20 protein-coding genes and 1 pseudogene are annotated in these 21,975 nt (G+C 38.9%); 4 read left to right on the top strand and 17 right to left on the bottom strand.

Annotated features, from left to right (window positions below; genetic code table 11):
- From H5117_RS14510 to rpe, 4 genes and pseudogenes are all read right to left on the bottom strand, one after another.
- Window positions 1–623 (bottom strand): annotated as a pseudogene (locus tag H5117_RS14510) (IS4 family transposase); the annotation flags it as partial.
- 134 nt (window positions 624–757) lie between these two features.
- A complete protein-coding gene (gene trpS / locus H5117_RS14505) occupies window positions 758–1,762 on the bottom strand; it encodes a tryptophan--tRNA ligase (protein ID WP_002958388.1) in 1,005 nt (334 codons plus the stop codon).
- A gap of 32 nt (window positions 1,763–1,794) precedes the next feature.
- Window positions 1,795–2,460, bottom strand: a complete 666-nt coding sequence (locus H5117_RS14500) for a phosphoglycolate phosphatase (protein WP_182738468.1) — start codon at window positions 2,458–2,460, stop codon at window positions 1,795–1,797.
- On the bottom strand, window positions 2,460–3,143 hold the full coding sequence (gene rpe, locus H5117_RS14495) for a ribulose-phosphate 3-epimerase (protein WP_002958386.1): 684 nt from the start codon (window positions 3,141–3,143) through the stop codon (window positions 2,460–2,462). Before rpe ends, H5117_RS14500 begins: the two co-directional genes overlap by 1 nt.
- A 161-nt stretch (window positions 3,144–3,304) precedes the next feature.
- Between rpe and H5117_RS14490 the strand changes: the two genes are divergently transcribed.
- Window positions 3,305–3,601 carry a hypothetical protein gene (locus H5117_RS14490; RefSeq protein WP_024596024.1) on the top strand — a complete coding sequence of 99 codons (297 nt, stop codon included), beginning with the start codon at window positions 3,305–3,307 and terminating at the stop codon, window positions 3,599–3,601.
- Window positions 3,602–3,604: 3 nt separating this feature from the next.
- Window positions 3,605–3,790 carry a DUF2970 domain-containing protein gene (locus H5117_RS14485; protein ID WP_002958384.1) on the top strand — a complete coding sequence of 62 codons (186 nt, stop codon included), beginning with the start codon at window positions 3,605–3,607 and terminating at the stop codon, window positions 3,788–3,790.
- Here the strand turns inward: H5117_RS14485 and H5117_RS14480 are convergent.
- The 9 genes from H5117_RS14480 to H5117_RS14440 form a co-directional block, all read right to left on the bottom strand.
- Entirely contained in the window at window positions 3,747–4,604 is an 858-nt protein-coding gene (locus H5117_RS14480; RefSeq protein WP_002958383.1) for a Dam family site-specific DNA-(adenine-N6)-methyltransferase, read from the bottom strand. The two genes, H5117_RS14485 and H5117_RS14480, sit on opposite strands and share 44 nt — an antisense overlap.
- 53 nt (window positions 4,605–4,657) lie before the next feature.
- Complete coding sequence (locus H5117_RS14475; RefSeq protein WP_182738466.1) at window positions 4,658–6,010, bottom strand: AAA family ATPase; 1,353 nt, start codon at window positions 6,008–6,010, stop codon at window positions 4,658–4,660.
- The gene (gene aroB, locus H5117_RS14470) at window positions 6,011–7,081 is read right to left on the bottom strand and encodes a 3-dehydroquinate synthase (protein ID WP_024596026.1); all 1,071 of its coding nucleotides are present in this window, start codon (window positions 7,079–7,081) and stop codon (window positions 6,011–6,013) included.
- A gap of 27 nt (window positions 7,082–7,108) precedes the next feature.
- Window positions 7,109–7,627, bottom strand: a complete 519-nt coding sequence (aroK, locus tag H5117_RS14465) for a shikimate kinase AroK (protein ID WP_004589350.1) — start codon at window positions 7,625–7,627, stop codon at window positions 7,109–7,111.
- A 184-nt stretch (window positions 7,628–7,811) separates the two neighbouring features.
- Window positions 7,812–9,917, bottom strand: a complete 2,106-nt coding sequence (locus H5117_RS14460) for a type IV pilus secretin PilQ (RefSeq protein ID WP_182738464.1) — start codon at window positions 9,915–9,917, stop codon at window positions 7,812–7,814.
- Complete coding sequence (locus tag H5117_RS14455) at window positions 9,904–10,443, bottom strand: pilus assembly protein PilP (protein WP_002958378.1); 540 nt, start codon at window positions 10,441–10,443, stop codon at window positions 9,904–9,906. Before H5117_RS14455 ends, H5117_RS14460 begins: the two co-directional genes overlap by 14 nt.
- Window positions 10,440–11,045 carry a type 4a pilus biogenesis protein PilO gene (locus H5117_RS14450; RefSeq protein WP_024596028.1) on the bottom strand — a complete coding sequence of 202 codons (606 nt, stop codon included), beginning with the start codon at window positions 11,043–11,045 and terminating at the stop codon, window positions 10,440–10,442. The genes H5117_RS14455 and H5117_RS14450 overlap by 4 nt, the downstream gene beginning before the upstream one ends.
- On the bottom strand, window positions 11,035–11,607 hold the full coding sequence (locus H5117_RS14445) for a PilN domain-containing protein (protein ID WP_002958376.1): 573 nt from the start codon (window positions 11,605–11,607) through the stop codon (window positions 11,035–11,037). The genes H5117_RS14450 and H5117_RS14445 overlap by 11 nt, the downstream gene beginning before the upstream one ends.
- Window positions 11,595–12,674 carry a pilus assembly protein PilM gene (locus H5117_RS14440; RefSeq protein ID WP_024596029.1) on the bottom strand — a complete coding sequence of 360 codons (1,080 nt, stop codon included), beginning with the start codon at window positions 12,672–12,674 and terminating at the stop codon, window positions 11,595–11,597. Before H5117_RS14440 ends, H5117_RS14445 begins: the two co-directional genes overlap by 13 nt.
- 130 nt (window positions 12,675–12,804) lie before the next feature.
- On the opposite strand from H5117_RS14440, the gene H5117_RS14435 reads away from it, so the two are divergent.
- Complete coding sequence (locus H5117_RS14435; RefSeq protein WP_182738461.1) at window positions 12,805–15,297, top strand: penicillin-binding protein 1A; 2,493 nt, start codon at window positions 12,805–12,807, stop codon at window positions 15,295–15,297.
- A 63-nt stretch (window positions 15,298–15,360) separates the two neighbouring features.
- Here the strand turns inward: H5117_RS14435 and metL are convergent, their stop codons facing one another.
- Both metL and metB read right to left on the bottom strand, forming a co-directional pair.
- The gene (gene metL / locus H5117_RS14430) at window positions 15,361–17,706 is read right to left on the bottom strand and encodes a bifunctional aspartate kinase/homoserine dehydrogenase II (protein ID WP_182738459.1); all 2,346 of its coding nucleotides are present in this window, start codon (window positions 17,704–17,706) and stop codon (window positions 15,361–15,363) included.
- A gap of 169 nt (window positions 17,707–17,875) precedes the next feature.
- On the bottom strand, window positions 17,876–19,123 hold the full coding sequence (gene metB / locus H5117_RS14425; RefSeq protein ID WP_182693844.1) for a cystathionine gamma-synthase: 1,248 nt from the start codon (window positions 19,121–19,123) through the stop codon (window positions 17,876–17,878).
- Between the two features lie 289 nt (window positions 19,124–19,412).
- Here metB and metJ point away from each other — a divergent pair, with 289 nt between their 5' ends.
- Complete coding sequence (metJ, locus tag H5117_RS14420; RefSeq protein ID WP_002958371.1) at window positions 19,413–19,733, top strand: met regulon transcriptional regulator MetJ; 321 nt, start codon at window positions 19,413–19,415, stop codon at window positions 19,731–19,733.
- A 64-nt stretch (window positions 19,734–19,797) separates the two neighbouring features.
- Here the strand turns inward: metJ and H5117_RS14415 are convergent, their stop codons facing one another.
- Window positions 19,798–21,039 carry a malic enzyme-like NAD(P)-binding protein gene (locus H5117_RS14415; RefSeq protein WP_002958370.1) on the bottom strand — a complete coding sequence of 414 codons (1,242 nt, stop codon included), beginning with the start codon at window positions 21,037–21,039 and terminating at the stop codon, window positions 19,798–19,800.
- A gap of 526 nt (window positions 21,040–21,565) precedes the next feature.
- Entirely contained in the window at window positions 21,566–21,781 is a 216-nt protein-coding gene (gene rpmE, locus H5117_RS14410) for a 50S ribosomal protein L31 (protein WP_002958369.1), read from the bottom strand.
- Between the last annotated feature and the right edge of the window lie 194 nt (window positions 21,782–21,975).

Raw genomic sequence — 21,975 nt, 5'->3', positions numbered from 1 at the left:
CTGCTCGGTCAGTTTATACTGCAAGTATTCGTAGATGTCCGCTTCGCGGTCACACACCGATATCACGTTCGCCATTTGTCCTTGCAGCCGCTCTGCCATCGCTCGTGACGCTGACTCCCACTTGTAACTTTCTTTTTCTTCGTAAGAAGTCGTCGCGTGTTTTTCTCTTTTTCCCATCGTGTTGATATCACGAATCCAGCGAGACTGTTCAATTAATCCCACAACTTGCTTTGTGTCTGGCGCAAACAGTAATACGCTATGAGCTAACAAGCCTCGTTGTTTTGCTCCTCGTCCGACATGACCCAAATCATCTCGAATGGAGGAATGTTTATAAATTAGTGTGGTCGTGTCTTCTAATGCGAGCAACAAGTTATGACTTTTTGCTTGTTCAACCGTGGCTTTAAAGCCTGACTCTGCTATAGCCGTTGCGTCAATATTCTCGTTGCGAATAAAGCGGTAGGCACCTTCCATATCGGCGGGGATTGAGTGATGTTTACAAGTGGTTTTCCCGGTTCATTTGCAAGCGTTGATGCTAACTTTACCAGACGCGCTGTTCTTCTTGGATCACCTAAGTCCGATTTACCGAATTGTTGTTTTGCCCAATGAGTATGTTCGTTAATCATAATGTGCCCTCAAACAAGATTTGAAGATCTGATCATGACATTGAGATTTAGTTCAAAAAAATCCCCGCTAATTTCTTAGCAGGGATTTGTGTATAAGAGACAGCTAACAAGCGGCATTTTTTATTTTAATAAACTTACCCGCGAGGAATAAAACCAAGCGCATCGTATACCGATTTCAATGTTTTCTCAGCACGTACACTTGCTTTTTCAGCACCTGACTTCATTATGCCATCAAGTAGGTTTTGATCTTCTCTGATCTCTTTAAAGCGTGCTTGAATTGGCTCAATCATATTTACAACTGCATCTGCTGTATCTTTCTTTAAATGGCCATACATTTTATCTTCATACTCAGGAACTAGGTCTTCAATTGAGCGCTTAGTTGCAACACTCAATAAAGTAAGCAAGTTTGATACGCCAGGCTTTTCTGTGCGATCAAAATAAATACGTGCTTGTTCATCTGAATCAGTTACTGCTTTTTTAAGCTTTTTCACAATTTGCTTAGGCTCATCTAATAACATGATGTAACCATTTGGGTTTTCGTCAGACTTAGACATTTTTTTAAGTGGATCTTGCAAGCTCATTACGCGTGCACCAAACTCAGGGATGTACGGCTCTGGTAATTTAAATACGTCGCCATATAAATTATTAAAGCGTGTGGCTATATCGCGAGTCAGCTCTAAGTGTTGCTTTTGATCATCCCCTACTGGTACTTGATCAGCTTGGTATAATAAAATATCTGCAGCTTGCAATACCGGATATGAAAATAAGCCCACGTTTACGTTATTTGCGTGCTTAGATGACTTGTCTTTAAACTGAGTCATTCGATTAAGCTCACCCATTTGCGCGTAACAATTTAATACCCACGCTAATTGTGCATGCTCAGGTACTTGCGATTGTACAAATAACGCAGATTTTTCAGGATCAATGCCACATGCCGCATAAAGAGCAATACCATCTAACACTCGAGAGCGCAGTAATTCAGGCTCTTGGCGAACCGTAATAGCGTGTAAGTCTACTAACATAAAGAAACTTTCGTGGTCTTCCTGTAACTTTAGCCACTGGTTAATAGCGCCAACATAGTTGCCTATTGTCATACCACCGGTTGGCTGAATGCCGCTTAAAACTACTGGTTTACTCATGATTTTCCTTTATTTTGCTTAATGAATAATATTTAACGCTGCGTTAGAACAGGTATTATATCTAAGAAGTTATCGCATAGGTACTGCGGATTATAATCCTCAAGATTTTCACCTTGGTTATAGCCATAACTAAGTGCAATTACGTCTATATTAGCGGCTTTAGCTGCAAGTATATCGCTTTTAGAATCACCTATCATTATTGCTTTATTAGGCTCCGCATTTAGTTTTTTGCAGGCAAATAGCAATGGTTCTGGCGATGGTTTTTTTGCCATGTCGTCACCGCATACAACCACATCAAAATGACTCGTTAGTGCCAATTTTTCGAGTAGTTTCTCTGTAAAAATTCGAGACTTATTAGTGATTAATGCTTTAGGCATACCGCGAAGTGCTGCAAGCCCTGTTTCTACATGTTGGTACAAAACACTATACTCACCAACTTGCTGTTCATAATACTTATAGAACTGTAATATTGCTTTGCCACTAAGTGACTCATCTAGATTTTCACTCACTTGCATATCGCCACTCAAAGCGCGTTTAACAAGGACTTCAACCCCATTACCAATCCAACTTTCAACCAAGCGTTGACTAACAATAGGAAAAGCAAAATCGCTCAAGGTTAAATTAATAGCGATATACAAGTCGTAAACGCTATCAACCAAAGTACCATCTAAATCAAATAAGGCGACATCGTACTTCATTACTTAACACTTCCAAGCTGCTCACGCATTTGATCAATCACCACTTTGTAATCAGGTTGATTAAAAATAGCTGAGCCTGCAACAAACATATCAGCACCCGCTCGAGCCGCTGCTGCAATATTATCGACCTTAATACCACCATCAACCTCTAAGCGAATATCTCGGCCTGATTCAATAATACGCTGTTTGGCTTGGCGTAATTTTTCAAGCGTATGAGGGATAAAGCTTTGCCCGCCAAACCCAGGATTTACCGACATTAGTAAAATGGTATCTAGCTTATCAATAACATGATCTAAATAACTTAGGCTTGTTGCTGGGTTAAACACTAAGCCTGCTTTACAGCCGTGATCTTTAATTAACTGTATTGTACGATCGACGTGCTCACTGGCTTCAGGATGAAAAGTAATAATAGAAGCACCAGCCTCAGCAAATAAAGGTATTATGCTATCTACAGGCTTAACCATTAAATGTACGTCGATAGGTGCTGTAATACCGTAATCTCTTAGTGCTTTACACACCATAGGACCAATTGTGAGATTAGGTACATAGTGATTATCCATTACATCAAAGTGAACCACATCAGCACCCGCTTCGAGAACTTTATCAACATCTTCGCCTAGCTTTGCAAAATCAGCAGACAAAATAGAAGGGGCTATTAAATATTTTTGCTCTGGGTTAAACATGATTAACTCCATCAATAAATAGTGTATTGCGTTAATGTAACTTAATTGAAGATGTTACCCAAGTAATATGGCGTAATAGCCCCCATTTTAGGTAACTTTAAGTTTGATATTTAACCAGTATTTGCTATGATTAAAAAAGTAACAAATTATTGGATTTCATCATGCGTGCTTTTAAAATTGGGATATTAATTGCGTCGGCATTACTGCTTATCGGGGCGTTTAGCTTTGGTTCAAGCTCTGAGCAAGAATTAAGCTCAGTGAGTAATTGTCATAATACACAAGTGGTAAGTGCTCAAAACACTTTAACTGCGTGTATTAAAGCTGAAGAAGAGTCATCATGGTTTTCGTGGTTAACTGGCGATAGCCGTAGTGCTCAGTTTCATTACCTTGATTTACTGGAACTACTTACTAGTTCTGAAGATTCTAAAAACACTCCTTCTTTAAAACCTTTATTTTAAATAATGCTACAATTTTTTAGCGCGTTGCAAAGTGTGCTAGCTGCATTTTTTGGTGTTCAGTCTGAAAATAAACGCCAAGTCGATTTTAAACAACATTCCCCTTTATCCATCATTTTAATTGCGATTGTACTATTTGTTGCTTTTGTTATCGCAATTTACGCAGTGGTTGCTTGGGTGCTAAATACATAGCCATCAACTCGTCAACTTTATTTCTAGAGCCACCTTTGGGGCTAATAGTGCGCTTTACTTGAATTTGTTCAAGCGATGCTTGGCTATAAATTTTACGCGTCCACACGGTATCGTGGTTTGAAATAAGCACAGGCGTGTTATTTTCAAATGCGGCTTGTTCTGCCAAATTAGCTAAGTTAGCCTGATCATCTAAATTAAAACCCCCTTTAGCGTATGACGTAAAAGAAGCCGTTTTACTTAATGGTACATAAGGTGGGTCGCAATAAATAACAGCATTGTTAGGCACTAACTTAAAAACGTCATCGTAATCTAAACAAGTGAACGTTGCTTTTTGTGCTTTTTCAGCAAAAAAATACATTTCTTTTTCAGGAAAGTAAGGCTTTTTATACTTACCAAAAGGCACATTAAAAATGCCTTTTAAATTATACCTACACAGTCCGTTGTAACCATGGCGGTTCATGTATAAAAACAAGATTGAACGTTCGTATACATCACGGCTTTGATTAAACTGCACACGATATTCGTAATACGCATCTGCGTGATTATTCAAATCAACAAATAGCTTTTTAGCGTCACTAATAAGCTCATCTGGAGAGCTTTTAAGCTCTTTATATAAGTTAATTAAGTCTGCATTGATATCATTGAGGATATAGTGCTTAAAGTCACTATTTAAAAACACAGAGCCTGCACCAACAAAAGGTTCAACCAAAGTATCAGCATGCTTGCTAGCTTGGTTTAATCGCGCATTAATGTTTTCAACTAGGCTGTATTTTCCGCCGGCCCATTTAAGGAAGGCTCTACTTTTTTGCTGCATTGGCTCTTTACTTCAATCTGGTGTTGCGCGATTTTACACTAAAGCAGTGTGTTTTACTGATCAACGACTGCTATTTCTTGCTTTATTTTACTAATTTTTTTATAGAAAGGTTTATTTTTTCTAACCCCAGGGGGTAAAGTATCCATTGCTGATTTTGCCTCGTTTATACTCTCAAAGCTGCCAAATGTAACAACCCACCATATTTGATTATTTCGCTTCGTTTGGTAAGAATGTGCTTGCTGCTGTAGATTGAATTGAGCAATGAAATTATCGCGAACTTCCTGCTGAGTTACCGCTAATAATTGAATAACACTATTTGTATCTGCTTGCTGCATGTACCAAATATTATCTTGGCTTATCTGAGTTTGCTCTGCTGTATTTACTTTCTCTACTTTTAGAGCTTTAGATACAACTTCACCTGCTTCACTGCTTTTGTTTTTAACGCTATTATCAATAGCATTGTCTAATACCTTGACGGTATTTGCAGGTTCGGTAAGACTTTGCATGATAGCAGGCACATCATTAATGTGTACGCTCTCTGGCTCAATATCTGGCTCAACTACTTCAGGGTCATTTAAAGTAACTACTGACTCATTTTGCTTTATAACCGGCTCACTTACTTGCTCTACAGATATTGCTGTATTTAGGACTTGCGCTTCTTCCTGCTGATAATATTGTTGCCACCACTGCGTCATATCAGACTTATAAAGCAGACCAATAATTAAAAGCATAATTAACAACATCAAAATCAATAAGTGCAATCGCCAAGATACTTTATCTTTAACGATAATATCGGCTATGTGCTCACTAGGTTGCCAAGCAAGCAATAAGCTGGGATTACCATGAGCCTCGGCTAAAAAAGTACTAAAAACAGGGTCTTCATCATAAGGTAAATCAGTAAAGTACCACTGCAATAACATCTTGCTTTCTCGAAGCGTCAGTGGCTCCAAGTAAATTTCGACAGCATCATTTAAAGCAAGTTTAGACTGTGATGCAATTATGATATACAACGTATTAGGGCTATTTTTAGAAAGCAGCTCAAGCTCAATTAGTATCTCTTCAGATAATTGCCTACCGCCATCAAGCACCCATAAACAAGGTCCGCACTGCTGTTGCTCAAGCAGCTGGTAATAGTTTTCAGGTAAACTTAAATTATGATCAACTAAAGGGGAATCAAAGCTTTGCTCTAATAAATCGCTCATTAGCTGAGCGTCAGTCATTTGTGCACTTACTTGCACAAACGCTTTATTAAAGTCATTGTATTTATCTGTAATGAAGGTTTCGAGCATATAACTTTTACCTAGCCCCGATGTGCCAAGTAAAACTATTAAATTTTGTCCGTACTCAAATTGCAGTGCGATTCTATCCACCAAAGCCGCACGGCTTGGTAAAATTTGTGACTGCATTTACTGCTCGATTAAGTCTCTAACTTGGTCATCAGAAACATCATCAACTAATGCACACTGGCCAAATTGGGTAGGTAGAATAAAGCGTATAGTGCCTCTTTTATTCTTTTTGTCTTTACGCATATGCGTTAGGAACTGCTCACTAGTCATTTGCTTTGGAATTTCTGTTGGTAAATTATATAGCTCAAGCAGCTTAATAATTCGATCAACTTCACTTGCGCTTAAATCTTGGCGTGTCTTGGCAAGTTTAGCTGCTAATACCATGCCTGTTGCAACAGCTTCGCCATGTAACCAAACGCCGTAGCCCATTTCTGCCTCAATTGCATGGGCAAATGTATGACCTAAGTTTAATAAAGCACGTAAACCATGCTCTTTTTCATCTTGCGCAACTATAAGCGCTTTTATTTCACAACATCTAAAAATAATATGCTGTAAGCACGTTTCATCTAGTTGCTGCAAATTAGCTACGTTTCGCTCTAAGTATGCAAATAATTCGGTATCGTAAATCAGACCATACTTAATTACTTCAGCCATACCTGCTGCAAACTCTCTTGCTGGTAGGGTGTGTAATGTTTGTGTATCAATAAAAACCGCTTGAGGCTGATAAAATGCCCCTATCATATTTTTACCTAAAGGATGATTTACTGCCGTTTTACCACCTACCGATGAATCAACCTGTGAAAGCACTGTCGTTGGTATTTGAATAAACGGTACGCCGCGCTGATAACACGCTGCTACAAAACCAGTTAGATCACCTATAACACCGCCACCTAACGCGATTAAACACGTATCTCGGCCACAGTTATTTTGTAGTAAAAATGCTGATATTTTTTCAAACCATTCAAGTGATTTATATTGTTCACCGTCAGGAATAATAAAAGATAGCGGATTTTGATCTGCTAATGAGTCAAGTAACGCTTGTAAATATAAAGGCGCTATTGTGTCATTAGTAATGATGATAGGCCGACAATCACCAATGTGGTGAACCAGGCGGCCATTATCTTGAAGTGCAGATTGCCCAATATAAATAGGATAACTTCGCTCGTCCAAATTAACTGTTAATTTAAGCATGCTTAGTTATTTCCTTATTATTGGTTTTTAAAAATCTAATTTCTCGATGATTTGGTTAGCAACAACTTTAGCGCTTTGCTCATCGGTACGTACAACAAAATCGGCAACTTCTTTGTATAGGGGCTCGCGTTCTTCTGCTAAGCGCTCTAGTACGTTACGAGGTGCTTCTTCAGTTTGCAGTAATGGGCGACGCTTGTCGCGTTGCGTGCGTGCAACTTGCTTTTCTATAGGTGTCTCTAGGTATACAACTATACCTCGAGCCGAAAGCTTGTTTCGAACTTCTTTGCTCATTACTGAACCACCACCGGTAGCAAGTACAATACCTTGCATCTCGGTTAAATCGCCAATAACAGACTCTTCTCGAAGTCTAAAGCCTTCTTCACCTTCAAGATCGAATACCCATGCAATATCTGCACCTGTGCGGCGTTCGATTTCTTGATCAGAATCAACAAATTCAAGGTGTAATTGGTCAGCGATGTGACGACCAATCGTGCTTTTGCCAGCCCCCATGGGGCCAACTAGAAATATATTACGTTTCTCAGCCATATCTTTTAGTACAAACAAACTCTAAAATTTGAAATAAAACCCCGCCTAACGACCTGGCCCCAAAATTAAGGAGGGGATTATCTCAGTAATTGCAGGGGTATTTCAAGTCAATTAGAATAAAAAGCCATATAACGAGCAATTAATCTAAATAATCACCCGTTGGTTAACATAAAACCACTGTATTTTAATCAATTTGTATTTTCGGTGTCACGAAAATAAGTAATTCACGCTTTTCATTAAACTCACTTGTGGTTTTAAATAGTCTTCCTACGTAAGGAATGTCACCTAAAATTGGCACTTTACTCGTAGTATTAATGATTTGCTGTTGGAAAATACCACCGAGTACTACGGTTTGGCCATTCTCGACTAACACTTGTGTTTGAATTTCTTGAGTATCAATAGACACCGCTTCACCAGTACCTGTTTGTACAGTATCACCACGTGTATCTTGAGTAATAATTAAATCTAGAATTACTTTATTATCAGGTGTGATATGAGGTGTAACTTCTAAGCTCAGTACCGCTTTTTTAAAGCTTACGGTAGTAGCACCGCTTGAAGCTGACTCAGTATAAGGAATTTCAGTACCTTGCTCTATTCGGGCTTTTTGCTGATTAGCCGCTATTATACGTGGACTAGCAATAATCTCGCCTTTATTCTCTTCCTCAAGCGCACTTAGCTCTAAATCAATCAGCGTGCCGTTAGCCAGTTTTGCTATGTGTAAGCCAATGCTAGCCGCAGGGTTAGTGATAGGTAAATTTACATTTAATCGGTCTGAAATACTTGGTGCATCTGAAGTAGATGTCGCATTATAAATACCTTCTGCGCCTTCAAGAGAGCCTGAAATACCAACACTACTGCCTTGGTCACTAAAGCCCCAACGTACGCCTAAGTCTTCAGTAACGTTATCGCGTACCGTTACCATTCGAGATTCGATTACAACCTGCTGCACTGGAATATCGAGCGTTTCTATCATCCGGCGAATGTTTTCTATACTCTTTACAGTATCTTTTACCAACAAAGTATTTGTACGTTGATCAACAGATACACTACCACGGGCAGTTATAATACTGTTTGTATCTGTTTTTAATAGATCAGCAAAATTTTCGGCTTTAGCATAGTTTAATCGGATGTATTCACTATATAGGGGCTCTAAGTCTTCAACTTGCTGTTTAGCTTTTAAGTCTTTGGCTTCACGTGCTGCAAGTTCTTCTGCAGGCGCTACCATTAATATAGAGCCGTCCATGCGCTTATCTAGCCCTTTAATACGTAGTACTACGTCAAGCGCTTGATCCCACGGTACACCATCTAGGCGCAGCGTTATATTGCCCGTTACTGAATCACTGGTTACTAAGTTAAAGTCGTTGTAACCCGCGATAATTTGCAGTGCTGCACGCACAGAGATATCTTGAAAATTTAAGGTCATAGGGCGACCTTGATACTCAACACCACCATCTAAGTACGCATTTTGCGTTTCATCTTTTTCTACTGTCAACGTTAAAATATTATCTATTTGCTGATACGTAAACGTGAACTGAGCATTAGGTTCGATAACAACACGACTTAAACCATCTTCTTTAAAAGTCTCGATATTACTTACAACAGTTCCAAAATCTAATACATCTAATTCATAAAGTAGATCGTCTAAAATATCGGTGTGATGAAAGTCAGCGTAAATTTTCCCGCCACTTTCATGGACTTCAATTGCAGCTTGAGTGTCTTGTAAAAATACAAGTACTTTTGCTTCACCCTTCTCACCACGTCTAAAATCAATTGACTGGATACGGTTAATGTAATTTCCACTTACATCACCTGAGTCCATCACTACATCTTCATTTTCAGATTCTGTAAGAGGGTTATCAGAGACACGTATCGATACTAAATTATTATGAACTTCAGTCTCATAAATTTTTAATCTATCTAAGTTTACCGTTACCTTTAAACCACTGTTAGTTAAAACATTAGTAACACTGCTAATTCCAGCTTGATTAACTTCAACATCATTTAAACCAACTTCTAACTCTGCAGAATCAAAAAACATTTCGATTCGGGCTGGGCTATTAAACACTTGAACTTTTGGTTCAAAGGTTAACCCTTCATCAAAAACAAGCTGTAATTCAGTTTCGCCTTTAAGTAATGGATTATAACGAACATCATAAAGCAATGGCCCAGCTATGGCTGAGTTTACAGTGACTAAAGCAACAGCAGCCAGTAATGTCCGTGAAATACGATGAAGCCAAAGTACATCCTTATGCATCCTATTTTTACCTTTTTTATTATTAATTTGCGCCATCTGTTGCCGCCTCTAACATTTCTAATTTCGTCAGGCGCTCTTTCCAACAGCCAGACCCATCAGGGATTAATTCCACTAATTCTATATAGTCGTTGCTTACTCTTTTTACTTTGCCATCATAACTTCCAAGATAATTCCCTACCGTTACGCGGTGCAAAGTGTCATCTGTTGCTGTAATTAATGCCCATATTTGTCCACTAGAGCCAATTGTGCCTTTCATTGCTAAATTATCTAGCGGGTATTTCTCTAACGGTTCGCGGCGACGCTCTTGATCTGGGTGCAAACAGTTTTTTACCTGCGTTAGTTTATTTTGAATAATCTCAGGCTGAGGCGCTACAAACGGGCTACGTAGCTGACCAGCACTGTACTCAAATATTTCAAACTTTGTCAGTTCAGGAATCGTCTCAACCTTTGGTGTGGTGCTTGCTTTTACCTGATCAATAAATTCTTTTTGCTCAGAAGTGTCATCATTACAACCAGCTAAAACAAATGCTATAGCTAAAGGTACTACGCGAAGGAGTTTCATTTTTTAACCCCTTCTTCATAACGATATGTTTTTGCAACAACACTGAATGTTAACTGTTTATCGCCCGATGATAAAATAGAAAAGTCATGTAAGCTTACAATTCGGGGTAACTGGGCCACTTTACCTACAAACTCACCAAACTCATGGTAGCTACCTATTACTTCGATTTTAATAGGCAGCTCGGTATAAAATTCTTTTTCAACTTCTGGCAGCCAACCTATTTTTAAAAAAGTCAGACCACTCGTTGTCCCAACATATGATAAATCATCAAGTAAACCAGGAGTTTCATTCGAAGTGGGTAGACGCTTTAATAGCTGTGAAAACTTATCTTCCATTTCAATCATTTGTTGACGATATATTTCAAGCTTGCTCGCTACTGCATACTTAGTTCGATAAGTTGTTCGTAGTTCAACTTCTTTTGCCACGGCACTATGGTAGCTGTCAATTTCATCAGAAACTAATAGGCTATAACTAAAAAACAATACAAGGCCCGCAACAAATGTGCAGCAAATTGCTTTAACAGCAATTGGCCAATCACCAATGTTATCAAGCTCTATTTCATTCCAATCAATTTCACTCAGTGCTTTAAAATCAAGGTTCATCGCTAACCTCACCAATTTTATCAAATGGTTTTACATAAAATTCCATATTAAAATCACTAAGTAAACGCGAAGATTGATCGCCTGCAACAATGCCCTGCATTGAAGGATTCTCTAGTAAATATGAGCTTTGTACTTGGCGGAGCATTGTTGATAGACGATTATTAGATTCACTACGTCCTAAAACATGTATTTGGCTGCCTTTGCGCTCCAGTTTTGTTAAATAAACACCACCTGGCACTATTTTGGCAACTTCATCCATTATTTGCGTACCCAAGTTACGGCTGCTTTGCAATTCTTCAATGAGCCTCATACGCTGTTGTAAATTTTCCTTTCTTTTATCTAAGCTTCGTATTTCACTTATTTTTTTATCTAGCATGCTAATTTCTGAGCTTAAATAATTATTCTTTAAGTTTTGACCGTCTTTTAAGGCACTATAAAAAGAGCTTAATAAATACATACTTGCAAAACAAAGTATAACGACACCAACAAGTATAGTTACAAATTTCTTTTTCGATTCTTCGCGTTGTGATTCACGCCAAGGCAGTAGATTTATATGTGGCATGTTGAAAAACTCCTTAATGCCAACCCTGTTGCAATTGCAAACTGCGTTTTGTGACGCTGCATTATATTACGGTCTACCTTTGGGGAAATTTCCATATTTACAAAAGGCTCTGCAACAACTGAGTGGATACCGAGTTCTTCAATAAGCAATCGGTCGATACCTTTTATCATCGATGTACCGCCCGTTAATACAATATAATCTATTTGCTCTTTACCACTGGTTGTTAAAAACATTTGCACAGCTCTGCGAACTTGTTGAAGTAACGAAGTTTGAAAAGGGGCTAATACTTCAAAGGTATAGTTTGGCGGTAAATCACCTGATGTTTTGCCTATTTCGGCTTCATCAAAGCCTTTATTATAATAAGCAACAATACTATTTGTATATTGATCGCCACCAAAAACTTGGTCACGGGTATAAATGGTTTCCCCAGCTTGCACAACACTCACAAGCATTAAAACTGCGCCAATATCGACCACAGCCACACACTTATTAAATGCATCGCTAGGTAATTGTTGATAGTAAACGTCCATAGCACGGCTCAATGCGTAGCTTTCTACATCTACTATTTTGGCCTCTAAATTTGCGGCTTCTAAAGCGCCCACCCGTGCTTCAACACTCTCAGTACGAGCAGCCGAAAGCAAAACATTCATTTTGCTAGGATCGGCCTCATTCGTCGAAAGCTTCTCAAAATCGAGGCTCACTTCATCAAGTGGGTAAGGGATTAAACTATCAGCTTCAATTTCAATTTGCGATTCAAGTTCAGCATCTGTTAACGATACATCCATGAAGATCACTTTTGTAATAACTGTTTGGCCAGAAACAGCCACTGCAGCAGATTTTAACGACTTCGGTAATTTTTTTCTTAATTTTGTAATAACGTTACCAATCGCTTCAATATCTTGGATTGTGCGCTCACTCATCGCACCTTTTGGCATCGGCTCAATTGCAAGTGCTTCTAGTCGAAATCCAGTTTCAATTTCACGTAAAAGCACCGCTTTGATAGAGTGCGATCCAATATCAATTCCTACCATCATCGGGGACGGTTTTTGAAATAGTTGACTTAGCATGTTTCAACTTGGCCTTTGTTTTAATAATAAACAAGTTATAATTTTTATCTGAAAAAATATTATTCATTTTTTAATCAATATATACTAGCAGTCAAAACTCGCAATTGGGAGTCCATTTAGGGAAATATAAGTGATTTTATTAAAACGAACTTTACAATTTTTTATCATTTGTGTGTTAATTGGTCTGATCACTTTGGTCAGTCTTTATTACTACGTTAAACCTGATATCCCCAGTGTGCAAGTTTTAAAAGACGTGCAATTACAAACTCCTATGCAAGTATTCACAAAAGATGGGCTTTTAATCAATCAATTTGGTGAAAAGCGTCGTATTCCAGTGACTATTGATGAAATTCCTCAAACACTCATTAATGCATTTTTAGCGACAGAAGATAATCGATTTTACGATCATATAGGCATAGATCCTATAGGTATTGTGCGTTCGGCTATTGTTCTTATATCTACCGGCGAGAAAAAACAAGGCGCAAGTACTATTACTATGCAGCTTGCTCGTAATTTCTTTTTAACTCGCGAAAAAGCATATATTCGTAAAGTTAAAGAAATATTTATAGCGCTACATATTGAAGGTGTATTAACAAAAGACGAAATTTTAGAGCTTTACCTTAATAAAATAGAATTAGGTAATCGCGCTTTTGGTATTGGTGCTGCAGCACAAGTTTATTACGGTAAGGAGTTAAAAGATTTAACACTTGCACAAATGGCGATGATTGCAGGTTTACCGAAGGCCCCTTCAGCTTTAAACCCAATTCGTAACCCAACGCGTGCAAAAGCACGCCGAAATGTTGTTTTAGGGCGTTTATTAACTGAAAATTATATTACTCAAGAAGAATATAACGAAGCAACGAGCCAACCTATCACCGCTTATTTTCATGGTGCTGAAATAAATTTATACGCCCCGTATATTTCTGAAATGGTGCGCGCTGAAATGGTCTCGCGTTATGGAATAGATAAAGCTTACAACTCAGGTTTTAAAATTTTCACCTCGGTAGAGTCTAAAGTTCAAAAAGCAGCGCAAAACGCACTTGTAAATAACTTACATAATTACGATATGCGCCATGGTTTTAGAGGACCAACAGATGTTTTATGGGACCCTGAAACACAACCTGCTTTAACTGAGCAACAAATACTCAATAAATTACAAAGCGTAAATGAGTTGGGTACTTTGAAAGCAGCAGCCGTGCTTAGTGTTAATGATAAAACAGCGTCGGTATTACTTAAAAGTGGCGAGCGCACAACTCTTACTTGGGATAACTTAAAATGGGCGCGTAAATATATTACTCGTTACCGCCAAAGTTTTGCTCCAAAAGCAGCTACAGATATTTTAACGCCAGGAATGCAAATATGGGTGCGTAAAAATGAAGATGACAGCTACTTACTAAGCCAAATACCAGAAGCATCAAGTGCTATTGTGTCACTCGACCCACAAGATGGCAGAATTAAAGCTATTGTAGGTGGTTACAGCTTTGAGCAAAGTCAATATAACCGAGCGGTACAAGCAAAGCGTCAAGTAGGTTCTAATATAAAACCTTTTATATATTCAGCAGCACTTGAAAAAGGTTACACGCTTGCGTCTATATTAAACGATGCTCCTATAAACCAATGGGATAAAAGCCAAGGCGTAGCATGGCGTCCCAAAAACAGTCCTGCTGTATATAATGGTCCGATAAGAATTCGCCGTGCTTTAGCACAATCTAAAAACGTTATTTCGGTGCGCTTACTACGCGGCGTTGGATTACAACGTACAGCTGATCATTTATTAAAGTTTGGCTTTAAAGATTCAGACATTAATCGCAGTGAATCACTAGCACTGGGTAGTGCTTCCATTACTCCACTTGAACTTGCTCGTGGCATGAGTGCATTTGCCAATGGTGGCCACTTAATTGAACCTTACTTTATTTCAGAAATTCAAGATGCTTACGGTAATGTATTGTTTAAAGCAAACCCTGCCCTTGCCTGTGACGAAGAGTCTTTACCAACACATAATGAATTCTCACTTCATAATAGTAGTGATGAAGTGGAGCCAACAAAAAAATGTGCACCGAGAATTATTTCTAAGCAGAATGCTTTTTTAATTGCTGATGCAATGCACAGTGGTATTTGGGGCGGCGGTAGTTGGACCCATAAAACGGGTTGGAGTGGTACAGGTTGGCGCGCACAAGCTTTAGAACGTCGTGATCTTTCGGGTAAAACAGGCACAACTAACGATTCTGTAGACACCTGGTTTAGTGGCTTTAACAGTAAAGTAATGACTTCTGTGTGGGTGGGCTTTGATAACCCAGGTAACGCTCTTGGTCGTTCTACGTACAATAACAACTTAGATAGCAGCCAAATATCTGGTGCTGAATCGGGGGCTAAAACAGCGCAGCCTGCATGGATTGAATTTATGAAAGCCGCACTTGAGGGAACACCTGAAGCGCCAATTGAGCCACCTGAGGGGCTTGTTTCGATTCGTATTGATTTAGCCACTGGTTTGCTAAGCCACAAAAATGACTACACCAGCCGCTTTGAATACTTCGAAAAAGGCACTGCACCGACAAAGTATGTGCTATCTCAGCCAAACGATATATTTGAAGAAGACACAAAAACCGAAGAAGAGCTATTTTAATAATATCTCTGTAATACAAAAACGGCAGCTTATTTAAGCTGCCGTTTTAATTTAAATAATCGCTTATTTTAAGTTTTGAACAAGCCAATATAAGTCAGAGTGTACACCCGCAGCGGTTACTTCTTTCCCAGCCCCAGGCCCCTGAATCACAAGCGCGTTATCACTATACCATTTGCTATTAATTACAAAAATATTATCGCCAGGTGTAAGGTTTGCTAACGCATTCCCATTGGGCACATACGTAACTCCTACTTTAGCGATAACTTCAGTTTTTGTTATATCTAATAGGCCTGTGTATCTCAGTACTGAGTTATTAGCTTTTGCTGTATCAGCATGCTCTTCAATGAACGCATCTAGCTGGGCTTTATTGTTTAGAAAGTCTTCCCAACTTCCTAGCGCAAGCTCACCGGGCATTAATGCCGATAAGCTAACATCATCAAGCTCAAGCTCTATACCTAACTCTCGGGCTAAAATAAGTAACTTACGCTGCATATCTCGTCCAGATAAATCCTCGCGAGGGTCAGGCTCTGTGAACCCCATTTTCTGTGCTTCTAATACCAACTCAGAAAAAGCAGTGGTACCATCATACTTACTACATAACCACGAAAGTGTACCCGAGAACACGCCTTCAATACGCGTAATTTTATCACCACTATTTTGCAAATCAGCCAAAGCAAAATTGATAGGTAAGCCTGCACCTACACTTGTATTATATCGCCAATGTAAATTACGTTCGCCAAGGTTACTACGAAGTGCTTTATACCAAGAAGTAGGTGCTGTACCTGCATATTTGTTAGCACTAATTAAATGACAATCTCTGTCTACAAAATCTGTATATAAAAAGCTAAACTGCTCACTTGCAGTAATATCAATTAAAACTTTATGTTCGTAGTCAAGCTCGCTTATCGCATTAAGTAAATCCGCAGCTTCATAGCTATTCGCCTCATGCTGCCATTGAGTTTTCCATTGCGATATATTTATGCCACTTGCATTAAATAACATATGTTTAGAGCGAACCAGCGCTACCAATTTAATACTAAAGTCGTCTGATAAACGCTCAAATTGTGCCGATAACTGCTCAATAAAAGCATCGCCTACATTGCCAAGGCCCGCAACTATAACGGCTATTTCTTGGCCTTTATTGATTAGCTTATCGTGTAAGGCGCTTTGTATATCGCTATCTATAAATTGGTCTGTTAGTAATAAAACATAACCATTATCTTGATGCACAAAACGCGGTTTTATAGTCTGCTCAGCTAATACTTCTAAAGCTTGCAGTTTTAATACGCTAACGTCTTGCTCAGGGGCAATAATTGCACAGCCATTTAAATTTGACTCACTAATATTAGCTCTACCAGCAAAGTAATTAATAACTTGATATGTTTGTGCAGCCGGTACTACTAAATACACTTCACCATTATGGTTAAAATGATGAAGGCTATGCTGAATAAGCTGACTAACGCTTGCAACCTCACCTTCACTTAATCCTTCAACCATTAACAAATCAACATTTTGCAGCGTGGTTATAAAACGCTTTTTCTTTGCTGAACCTTCTTTTACTATATCTGTTGGGCTTGCTTGCACATCAAAACTACTACGAACAGCTAGCTTAATATCTGTGTTTTTAAGTGGCGATAGTGTTTTTGCATGTAATACAGGGTTACCCAAACGAGCTAATATATTAGCTTGTCCGCGACAAATTTTGCCGTACTTAATCGCTTTTTTTACCTTACGAGGATCAGTGCTAAACACTCCCTGTGTATCGGTCCAAATACATACTTGCTTAGCATTACAGTAATTTGCAAGTAGTGTTGCACTATAATCGCTACCGTTGCGTCCAAGTGTTACGGTCTCACCTTTCGTATCAGCGGCAATAAACCCAGTAACAACATTTATCTTATTAGGCAAAATTGACTGTCGACATTGCTGCGCATTTTGCGCATGCATTAATTCACCATCGTTCAAGGTAAAAAGACTACGGGCATCTTGAGCACACGCCTCAATATTTAACTGCTGTAAATAAGTAGCGAGTAAACGTGCTGACCACAGTTCCCCATGCGCAAGTAACGCAGCCTCTTTCAACTGCTCAGCTTGAGCAAGTTCTGCAATATTACTAAGCTCGGTATTTAGTGTTCTAAGTGCGCAGCGCTTTAAATCAGCTTGTAATAACTGCTCAATTAAATCGCTTTGATGGTTATTTAACTGCAGTAAAATATCAGCGACAGCTTGCGTGTCTTGCAGCTGATAACTTTGCCACAACGACACAAGTGTATCTGTAGTCTTACCTGCAGCAGATACCACAACACAGTCGCCCGGCTGAGTATGCCCAATAATTATTTTAGCTACGCTTTGATAGCGCTCACTAGAGCTTAAGCTTGAACCACCAAATTTATGTACACAATTGACCATATTTATACCAATTCGCTTAATTAAGTTGTCTATTTTGAGGTAAGAAAACCGTATCGATAACAAGGCAAAAATTTCGTTATTTAGTTGTTCTATATTAGGAATTTTTAACGATGTTATCGTGCGGTTTAATCCCTCAAATTGATTAGGTATTATTGCGGATTGGTATTAATTACCAAAGCGCTGGACGGGCTGCACTTAATTTAACGTTTCCACCAGAAGTGCCAGCACCTTTGCCTACACGGCCAACATTTTTATTTTGCCCTGGTTTTACAAGTTCAAATACTCGTTCAAAGTCAGCTATTAAATCGTGTATATCTTCAATCCCAACCGAAATACGAATAAGCGTATCGCCCACACCCGCTTCTAAACGTGCCTTTGCCTCCATACCTGCGTGCGTCATAGTTGCAGGGTGACAAATTAAGCTCTCTACGCCACCTAGTGACTCAGCTAAACTAAACGTTTTAAGGCTAGTTAAAAATGCTGCCGCGTCGTTTATATCGCCTTTAATATCAAAACTAACCATGCCACCAAAGCCAAGTTGTTGTGCTTTAGCAAGTTCATGTTGAGGATGCGACTCAAGTCCAGGATAGTAAACTTGGCTTACAAAATTGGAACTTTCAAGGTACTCAGCTATTGCTAGCGCATTTTCTTGGTGCTGCCTTAAGCGCACATTTAAAGTACGTAGACCACGAAGCGTTAAATAACTATCAAAAGGGGCGCCCGTAATACCAATATTATTTGCCCACCAAGCAAGCTCATCACCAAGCTCTTGTGTTGCAGCAATAACAGCGCCGCCCACTACATCTGAGTGCCCGTTAATATATTTAGTAGTTGAATGCACCACAATATCTACACCAAACTTAATAGGGTTTTGTAAGGCAGGAGACAAAAACGTGTTATCTGCGGCAACCAATGCACCGCATTGCTTAGCAACATCGGTAACCGCTTTAATATCAGTTAAACGAAGTACTGGGTTACTTGGAGTCTCTATCCAAATAAGCTTAGGTTTAATTGCTAAAATTTGTTGAAGGCTTTCTTCTTTTGTTAAATCTAATACTTCAAGCTTCAATAGTCCGCGTTTTTGTAACGATGTAAATAAACGATAGCTACCACCATAACAATCATGTGGAATTACTAACGTGTCGTCACTGTTAAGTAGCTGAGTAGCTAAATGCACGGCAGCCATACCAGTGGCCGTAATTATGCCACGAGCGCCGCCTTCAAGCTTAGCAAGCGTCTCTGCTAAAATATCACGATTAGGGTTACCACTGCGGCCATAATCATACTCACGCTTAGTATCAAAGTCGGCAAACGAATAAGTCGTTGATAAATAAATTGGCGGCACCACTGCACCATGATGTTTATCAGCATCAACGCCGTTACGTACAGCAATGGTCGCTTTGTTTTTTTCGCTCATATTCGTCACCTGATTAATTTGGATGTTTAGACGTCTAAAAGAGTAAGTTATCCGTTTTAATAAGTCAAAGTATTTTAAAGCTCTAGATGGCTAAAGTTAGGAAAGGCGTTTGCTAGTACCACATTTTAGCTCACAAAAGTGAGCTTATTTTTACATCCCAAATAGGCTTATTAAGATAGATCGGTATCTATTATTTGACTATCTTTTTTAAATCGATAGAATTTCACGCATATTTACACGCTTTTTATACCGTGTGAGAAATTAATAATCTGAGGCAACGATACATCTTATGGCTAAATGGAATGGTGAGTATATTCACCCATACGCAGAACACGGGAAAAAATCAGAGCAAGTTAAAAAGATCACCGTTTCGATCCCGCTAAATGTATTAAAAGTTTTAACGGATGAGCGTACGCGTCGTCAAATCAACAACCTTCGCCATGCAACAAATAGTGAATTGCTATGTGAGGCGTTTTTGCATGCATTTACTGGCCAACCTTTACCAAATGACGATGACCTACGTAAAGACAACGCAGAAAAAGTACCAGAAGAAGTTAAAAAGATAATGCAAGAAATGGGTTTAGAAGTGCCTATTTTAAACGAAGAATAAATCGTTACCTTTTTAATCAAAAAACCTCAGCATTGCTGAGGTTTTTTTGTTTAAGCGTTATATATTACGCCATATAGTTTTCAGGCAAGTCAATTTGCGCAACACCCGACTCTACCGCAGCAAGTGCTACAGCTTTAGCTATACGCGGTAGTAAACGCGGATCCATTGGTTTTGGAATAATGTACTGCGCACCAAACTCTAGCTTATCTACGCCTGCCGCTTTTAAAACTTCTGCAGGTACAGGCTCTTTGGCAATACTACGAATAGCCTCAACTGCAGCAATTTTCATTTCATCGTTAATCGCGCTTGCACGTACATCAAGTGCACCACGGAAAATAAACGGGAAACATAAAACATTGTTAACCTGGTTAGGGTAATCAGAGCGCCCTGTTGCCATAATTAAATCGTTGCGTGCGCCGTGAGCAAGTGCAGGATCGATCTCTGGGTCTGGGTTTGAACATGCAAACACGACCGGCTTTTCTGCCATTAGTTTTAAATCTTCGGCAGCTAACAAGTTAGGACCCGAAACACCAACAAACACATCAGCATCTGCAATTACATCTTGCAATGTGCGTTTATCGGTATTGTTAGCAAAAAGCTGTTTATATTCATTTAAATCATCGCGACGAGTATGAATAACACCTTTGCGGTCAAGCATATAAATGTGTTCACGCAGTGCACCACACTTAATTAACAGTTCCATACACGCAACTGCAGCAGCGCCTGCACCTAAACATACAATTATTGCATCTTCAATTGATTTACCTTGTACTTCTAGTGCATTTAACATGCCGGCAGCCGTAACAATGGCGGTGCCGTGTTGATCATCATGAAAAACAGGAATGCTACAACGCTCTATTAATGCTTTTTCAATTTCAAAACACTCTGGTGCTTTAATATCTTCAAGGTTAATACCACCGAATGTGTCAGCAATATTGGCCACCGTGTTAATAAAGTCTTCTGTTGTTTTGTGCTTTACTTCAATATCAATAGAATCAAGCCCTGCAAAACGTTTAAACAATAACGCCTTGCCTTCCATTACGGGTTTAGACGCTAAAGGACCTAAATTACCCAAGCCCAAAATTGCAGTACCATTAGTGATAACCGCAACCATATTACCTTTACCGGTATATTTATATGCATTTGCAGGATCTGCGGCAATTTCACGTACAGGTTCAGCGACGCCAGGGCTATAAGCTAGGGCTAAGTCTTGAACTGTTTCAGCTGGTTTTGTTAGCTCAATGCTAATTTTACCAGGTACGGGATGTGAGTGATAATGTAGTGCTTGTTCACGAAAGTCAGACATAACGCGATGGTATCCTGCAATTTAAGTTAAAGTGAGAGGTGGAGTCTTGGGGTACGATACCCTTATTATTTTTAAATTCCAAGCAATATCAGGTCTATCCTGTTATATGCTATATCCTTTAATTTTAAGAGGTTTTTCAGTAACTTTGCAGGATTATATAAACATTTGATAAATAAAAATTCACCAAAAAAGTAAGTTTTGAGGTGTGTTTATGTCTATTAAAATATTAAAAAAATGTATGTTTAACACATCATCATAAACTTAAAATAACAGCCTACTACACTACTTTAAAAACAGATAAGCCCACGTTAGCTACTTTTATCAACCTAGTTAAAATTTGTACCATTTAAAATATAGAGAATATCTATCCATTTGTCTGTAAAGGTTTATGCATACTCAGAATAAGAATAGGAAATAGTTATGCAAGGTGTGATGTAGCTCGAGCAAGCTAAATAAGATAAGAAGTAGTAAATTTTAGACACAAAAAAAGCACCCTAAGGTGCTTTTTTTAACTAAACAGCAATAATTACTTCTTGCTGCTAAGTGCACCGAAGCGCTTGTTGAAGCGATCAACACGGCCGCCAGTGTCTAAAATCTTTTGCTTACCAGTGTAAAACGGGTGACACGCAGAACATACGTCTAAGTGAATGTCTTTACAAAGAGTTGAGCTAGTTTCGAATTTGTTTCCGCATGAACATGTTGCAGAAATTACTTCGTACTTAGGGTGAATACCTTCTTTCATAGGAACCTCTAGTTAAGGCCGCATCGCTCTCCAAACCCGAAGTCTGGCACCATACGTCGTTAAAACAAATTTGTTGGTGGCGGATTTTATCCAACAACCTTCCCCTGCACAAGTATTTATTTATCTTTTCGCTAAAAAAGTGAACAATCTCTTTCTCAAGTACTATTGCTAGTAGGTTTTTAGCGGTATTTTTA

Source organism: Pseudoalteromonas sp. SG45-1, assembly GCF_014164135.1.
Taxonomy (GTDB): domain Bacteria; phylum Pseudomonadota; class Gammaproteobacteria; order Enterobacterales; family Alteromonadaceae; genus Pseudoalteromonas; species Pseudoalteromonas distincta.
This window is presented reverse-complemented; position numbering and strand designations above follow the sequence as displayed.

What these genes read in the sequence shown, in the direction of transcription:
- trpS (WP_002958388.1), bottom strand. Translation starts at nt 1,762, where the DNA reads ATGAGTAAACCAGTAGTTTTAAGCGGCATTCAGCCAACCGGTGGTATG.
- H5117_RS14500 (WP_182738468.1), bottom strand. Translation starts at nt 2,460, where the DNA reads ATGAAGTACGATGTCGCCTTATTTGATTTAGATGGTACTTTGGTTGAT.
- rpe (WP_002958386.1), bottom strand. Translation starts at nt 3,143, where the DNA reads ATGTTTAACCCAGAGCAAAAATATTTAATAGCCCCTTCTATTTTGTCT.
- H5117_RS14490 (WP_024596024.1), top strand. Translation starts at nt 3,305, where the DNA reads ATGCGTGCTTTTAAAATTGGGATATTAATTGCGTCGGCATTACTGCTT.
- H5117_RS14485 (WP_002958384.1), top strand. Translation starts at nt 3,605, where the DNA reads ATGCTACAATTTTTTAGCGCGTTGCAAAGTGTGCTAGCTGCATTTTTT.
- H5117_RS14480 (WP_002958383.1), bottom strand. Translation starts at nt 4,604, where the DNA reads ATGCAGCAAAAAAGTAGAGCCTTCCTTAAATGGGCCGGCGGAAAATAC.
- H5117_RS14475 (WP_182738466.1), bottom strand. Translation starts at nt 6,010, where the DNA reads ATGCAGTCACAAATTTTACCAAGCCGTGCGGCTTTGGTGGATAGAATC.
- aroB (WP_024596026.1), bottom strand. Translation starts at nt 7,081, where the DNA reads ATGCTTAAATTAACAGTTAATTTGGACGAGCGAAGTTATCCTATTTAT.
- aroK (WP_004589350.1), bottom strand. Translation starts at nt 7,627, where the DNA reads ATGGCTGAGAAACGTAATATATTTCTAGTTGGCCCCATGGGGGCTGGC.
- H5117_RS14460 (WP_182738464.1), bottom strand. Translation starts at nt 9,917, where the DNA reads ATGGCGCAAATTAATAATAAAAAAGGTAAAAATAGGATGCATAAGGAT.
- H5117_RS14455 (WP_002958378.1), bottom strand. Translation starts at nt 10,443, where the DNA reads ATGAAACTCCTTCGCGTAGTACCTTTAGCTATAGCATTTGTTTTAGCT.
- H5117_RS14450 (WP_024596028.1), bottom strand. Translation starts at nt 11,045, where the DNA reads ATGAACCTTGATTTTAAAGCACTGAGTGAAATTGATTGGAATGAAATA.
- H5117_RS14445 (WP_002958376.1), bottom strand. Translation starts at nt 11,607, where the DNA reads ATGCCACATATAAATCTACTGCCTTGGCGTGAATCACAACGCGAAGAA.
- H5117_RS14440 (WP_024596029.1), bottom strand. Translation starts at nt 12,674, where the DNA reads ATGCTAAGTCAACTATTTCAAAAACCGTCCCCGATGATGGTAGGAATT.
- metL (WP_182738459.1), bottom strand. Translation starts at nt 17,706, where the DNA reads ATGGTCAATTGTGTACATAAATTTGGTGGTTCAAGCTTAAGCTCTAGT.
- metB (WP_182693844.1), bottom strand. Translation starts at nt 19,123, where the DNA reads ATGAGCGAAAAAAACAAAGCGACCATTGCTGTACGTAACGGCGTTGAT.
- metJ (WP_002958371.1), top strand. Translation starts at nt 19,413, where the DNA reads ATGGCTAAATGGAATGGTGAGTATATTCACCCATACGCAGAACACGGG.
- H5117_RS14415 (WP_002958370.1), bottom strand. Translation starts at nt 21,039, where the DNA reads ATGTCTGACTTTCGTGAACAAGCACTACATTATCACTCACATCCCGTA.
- rpmE (WP_002958369.1), bottom strand. Translation starts at nt 21,781, where the DNA reads ATGAAAGAAGGTATTCACCCTAAGTACGAAGTAATTTCTGCAACATGT.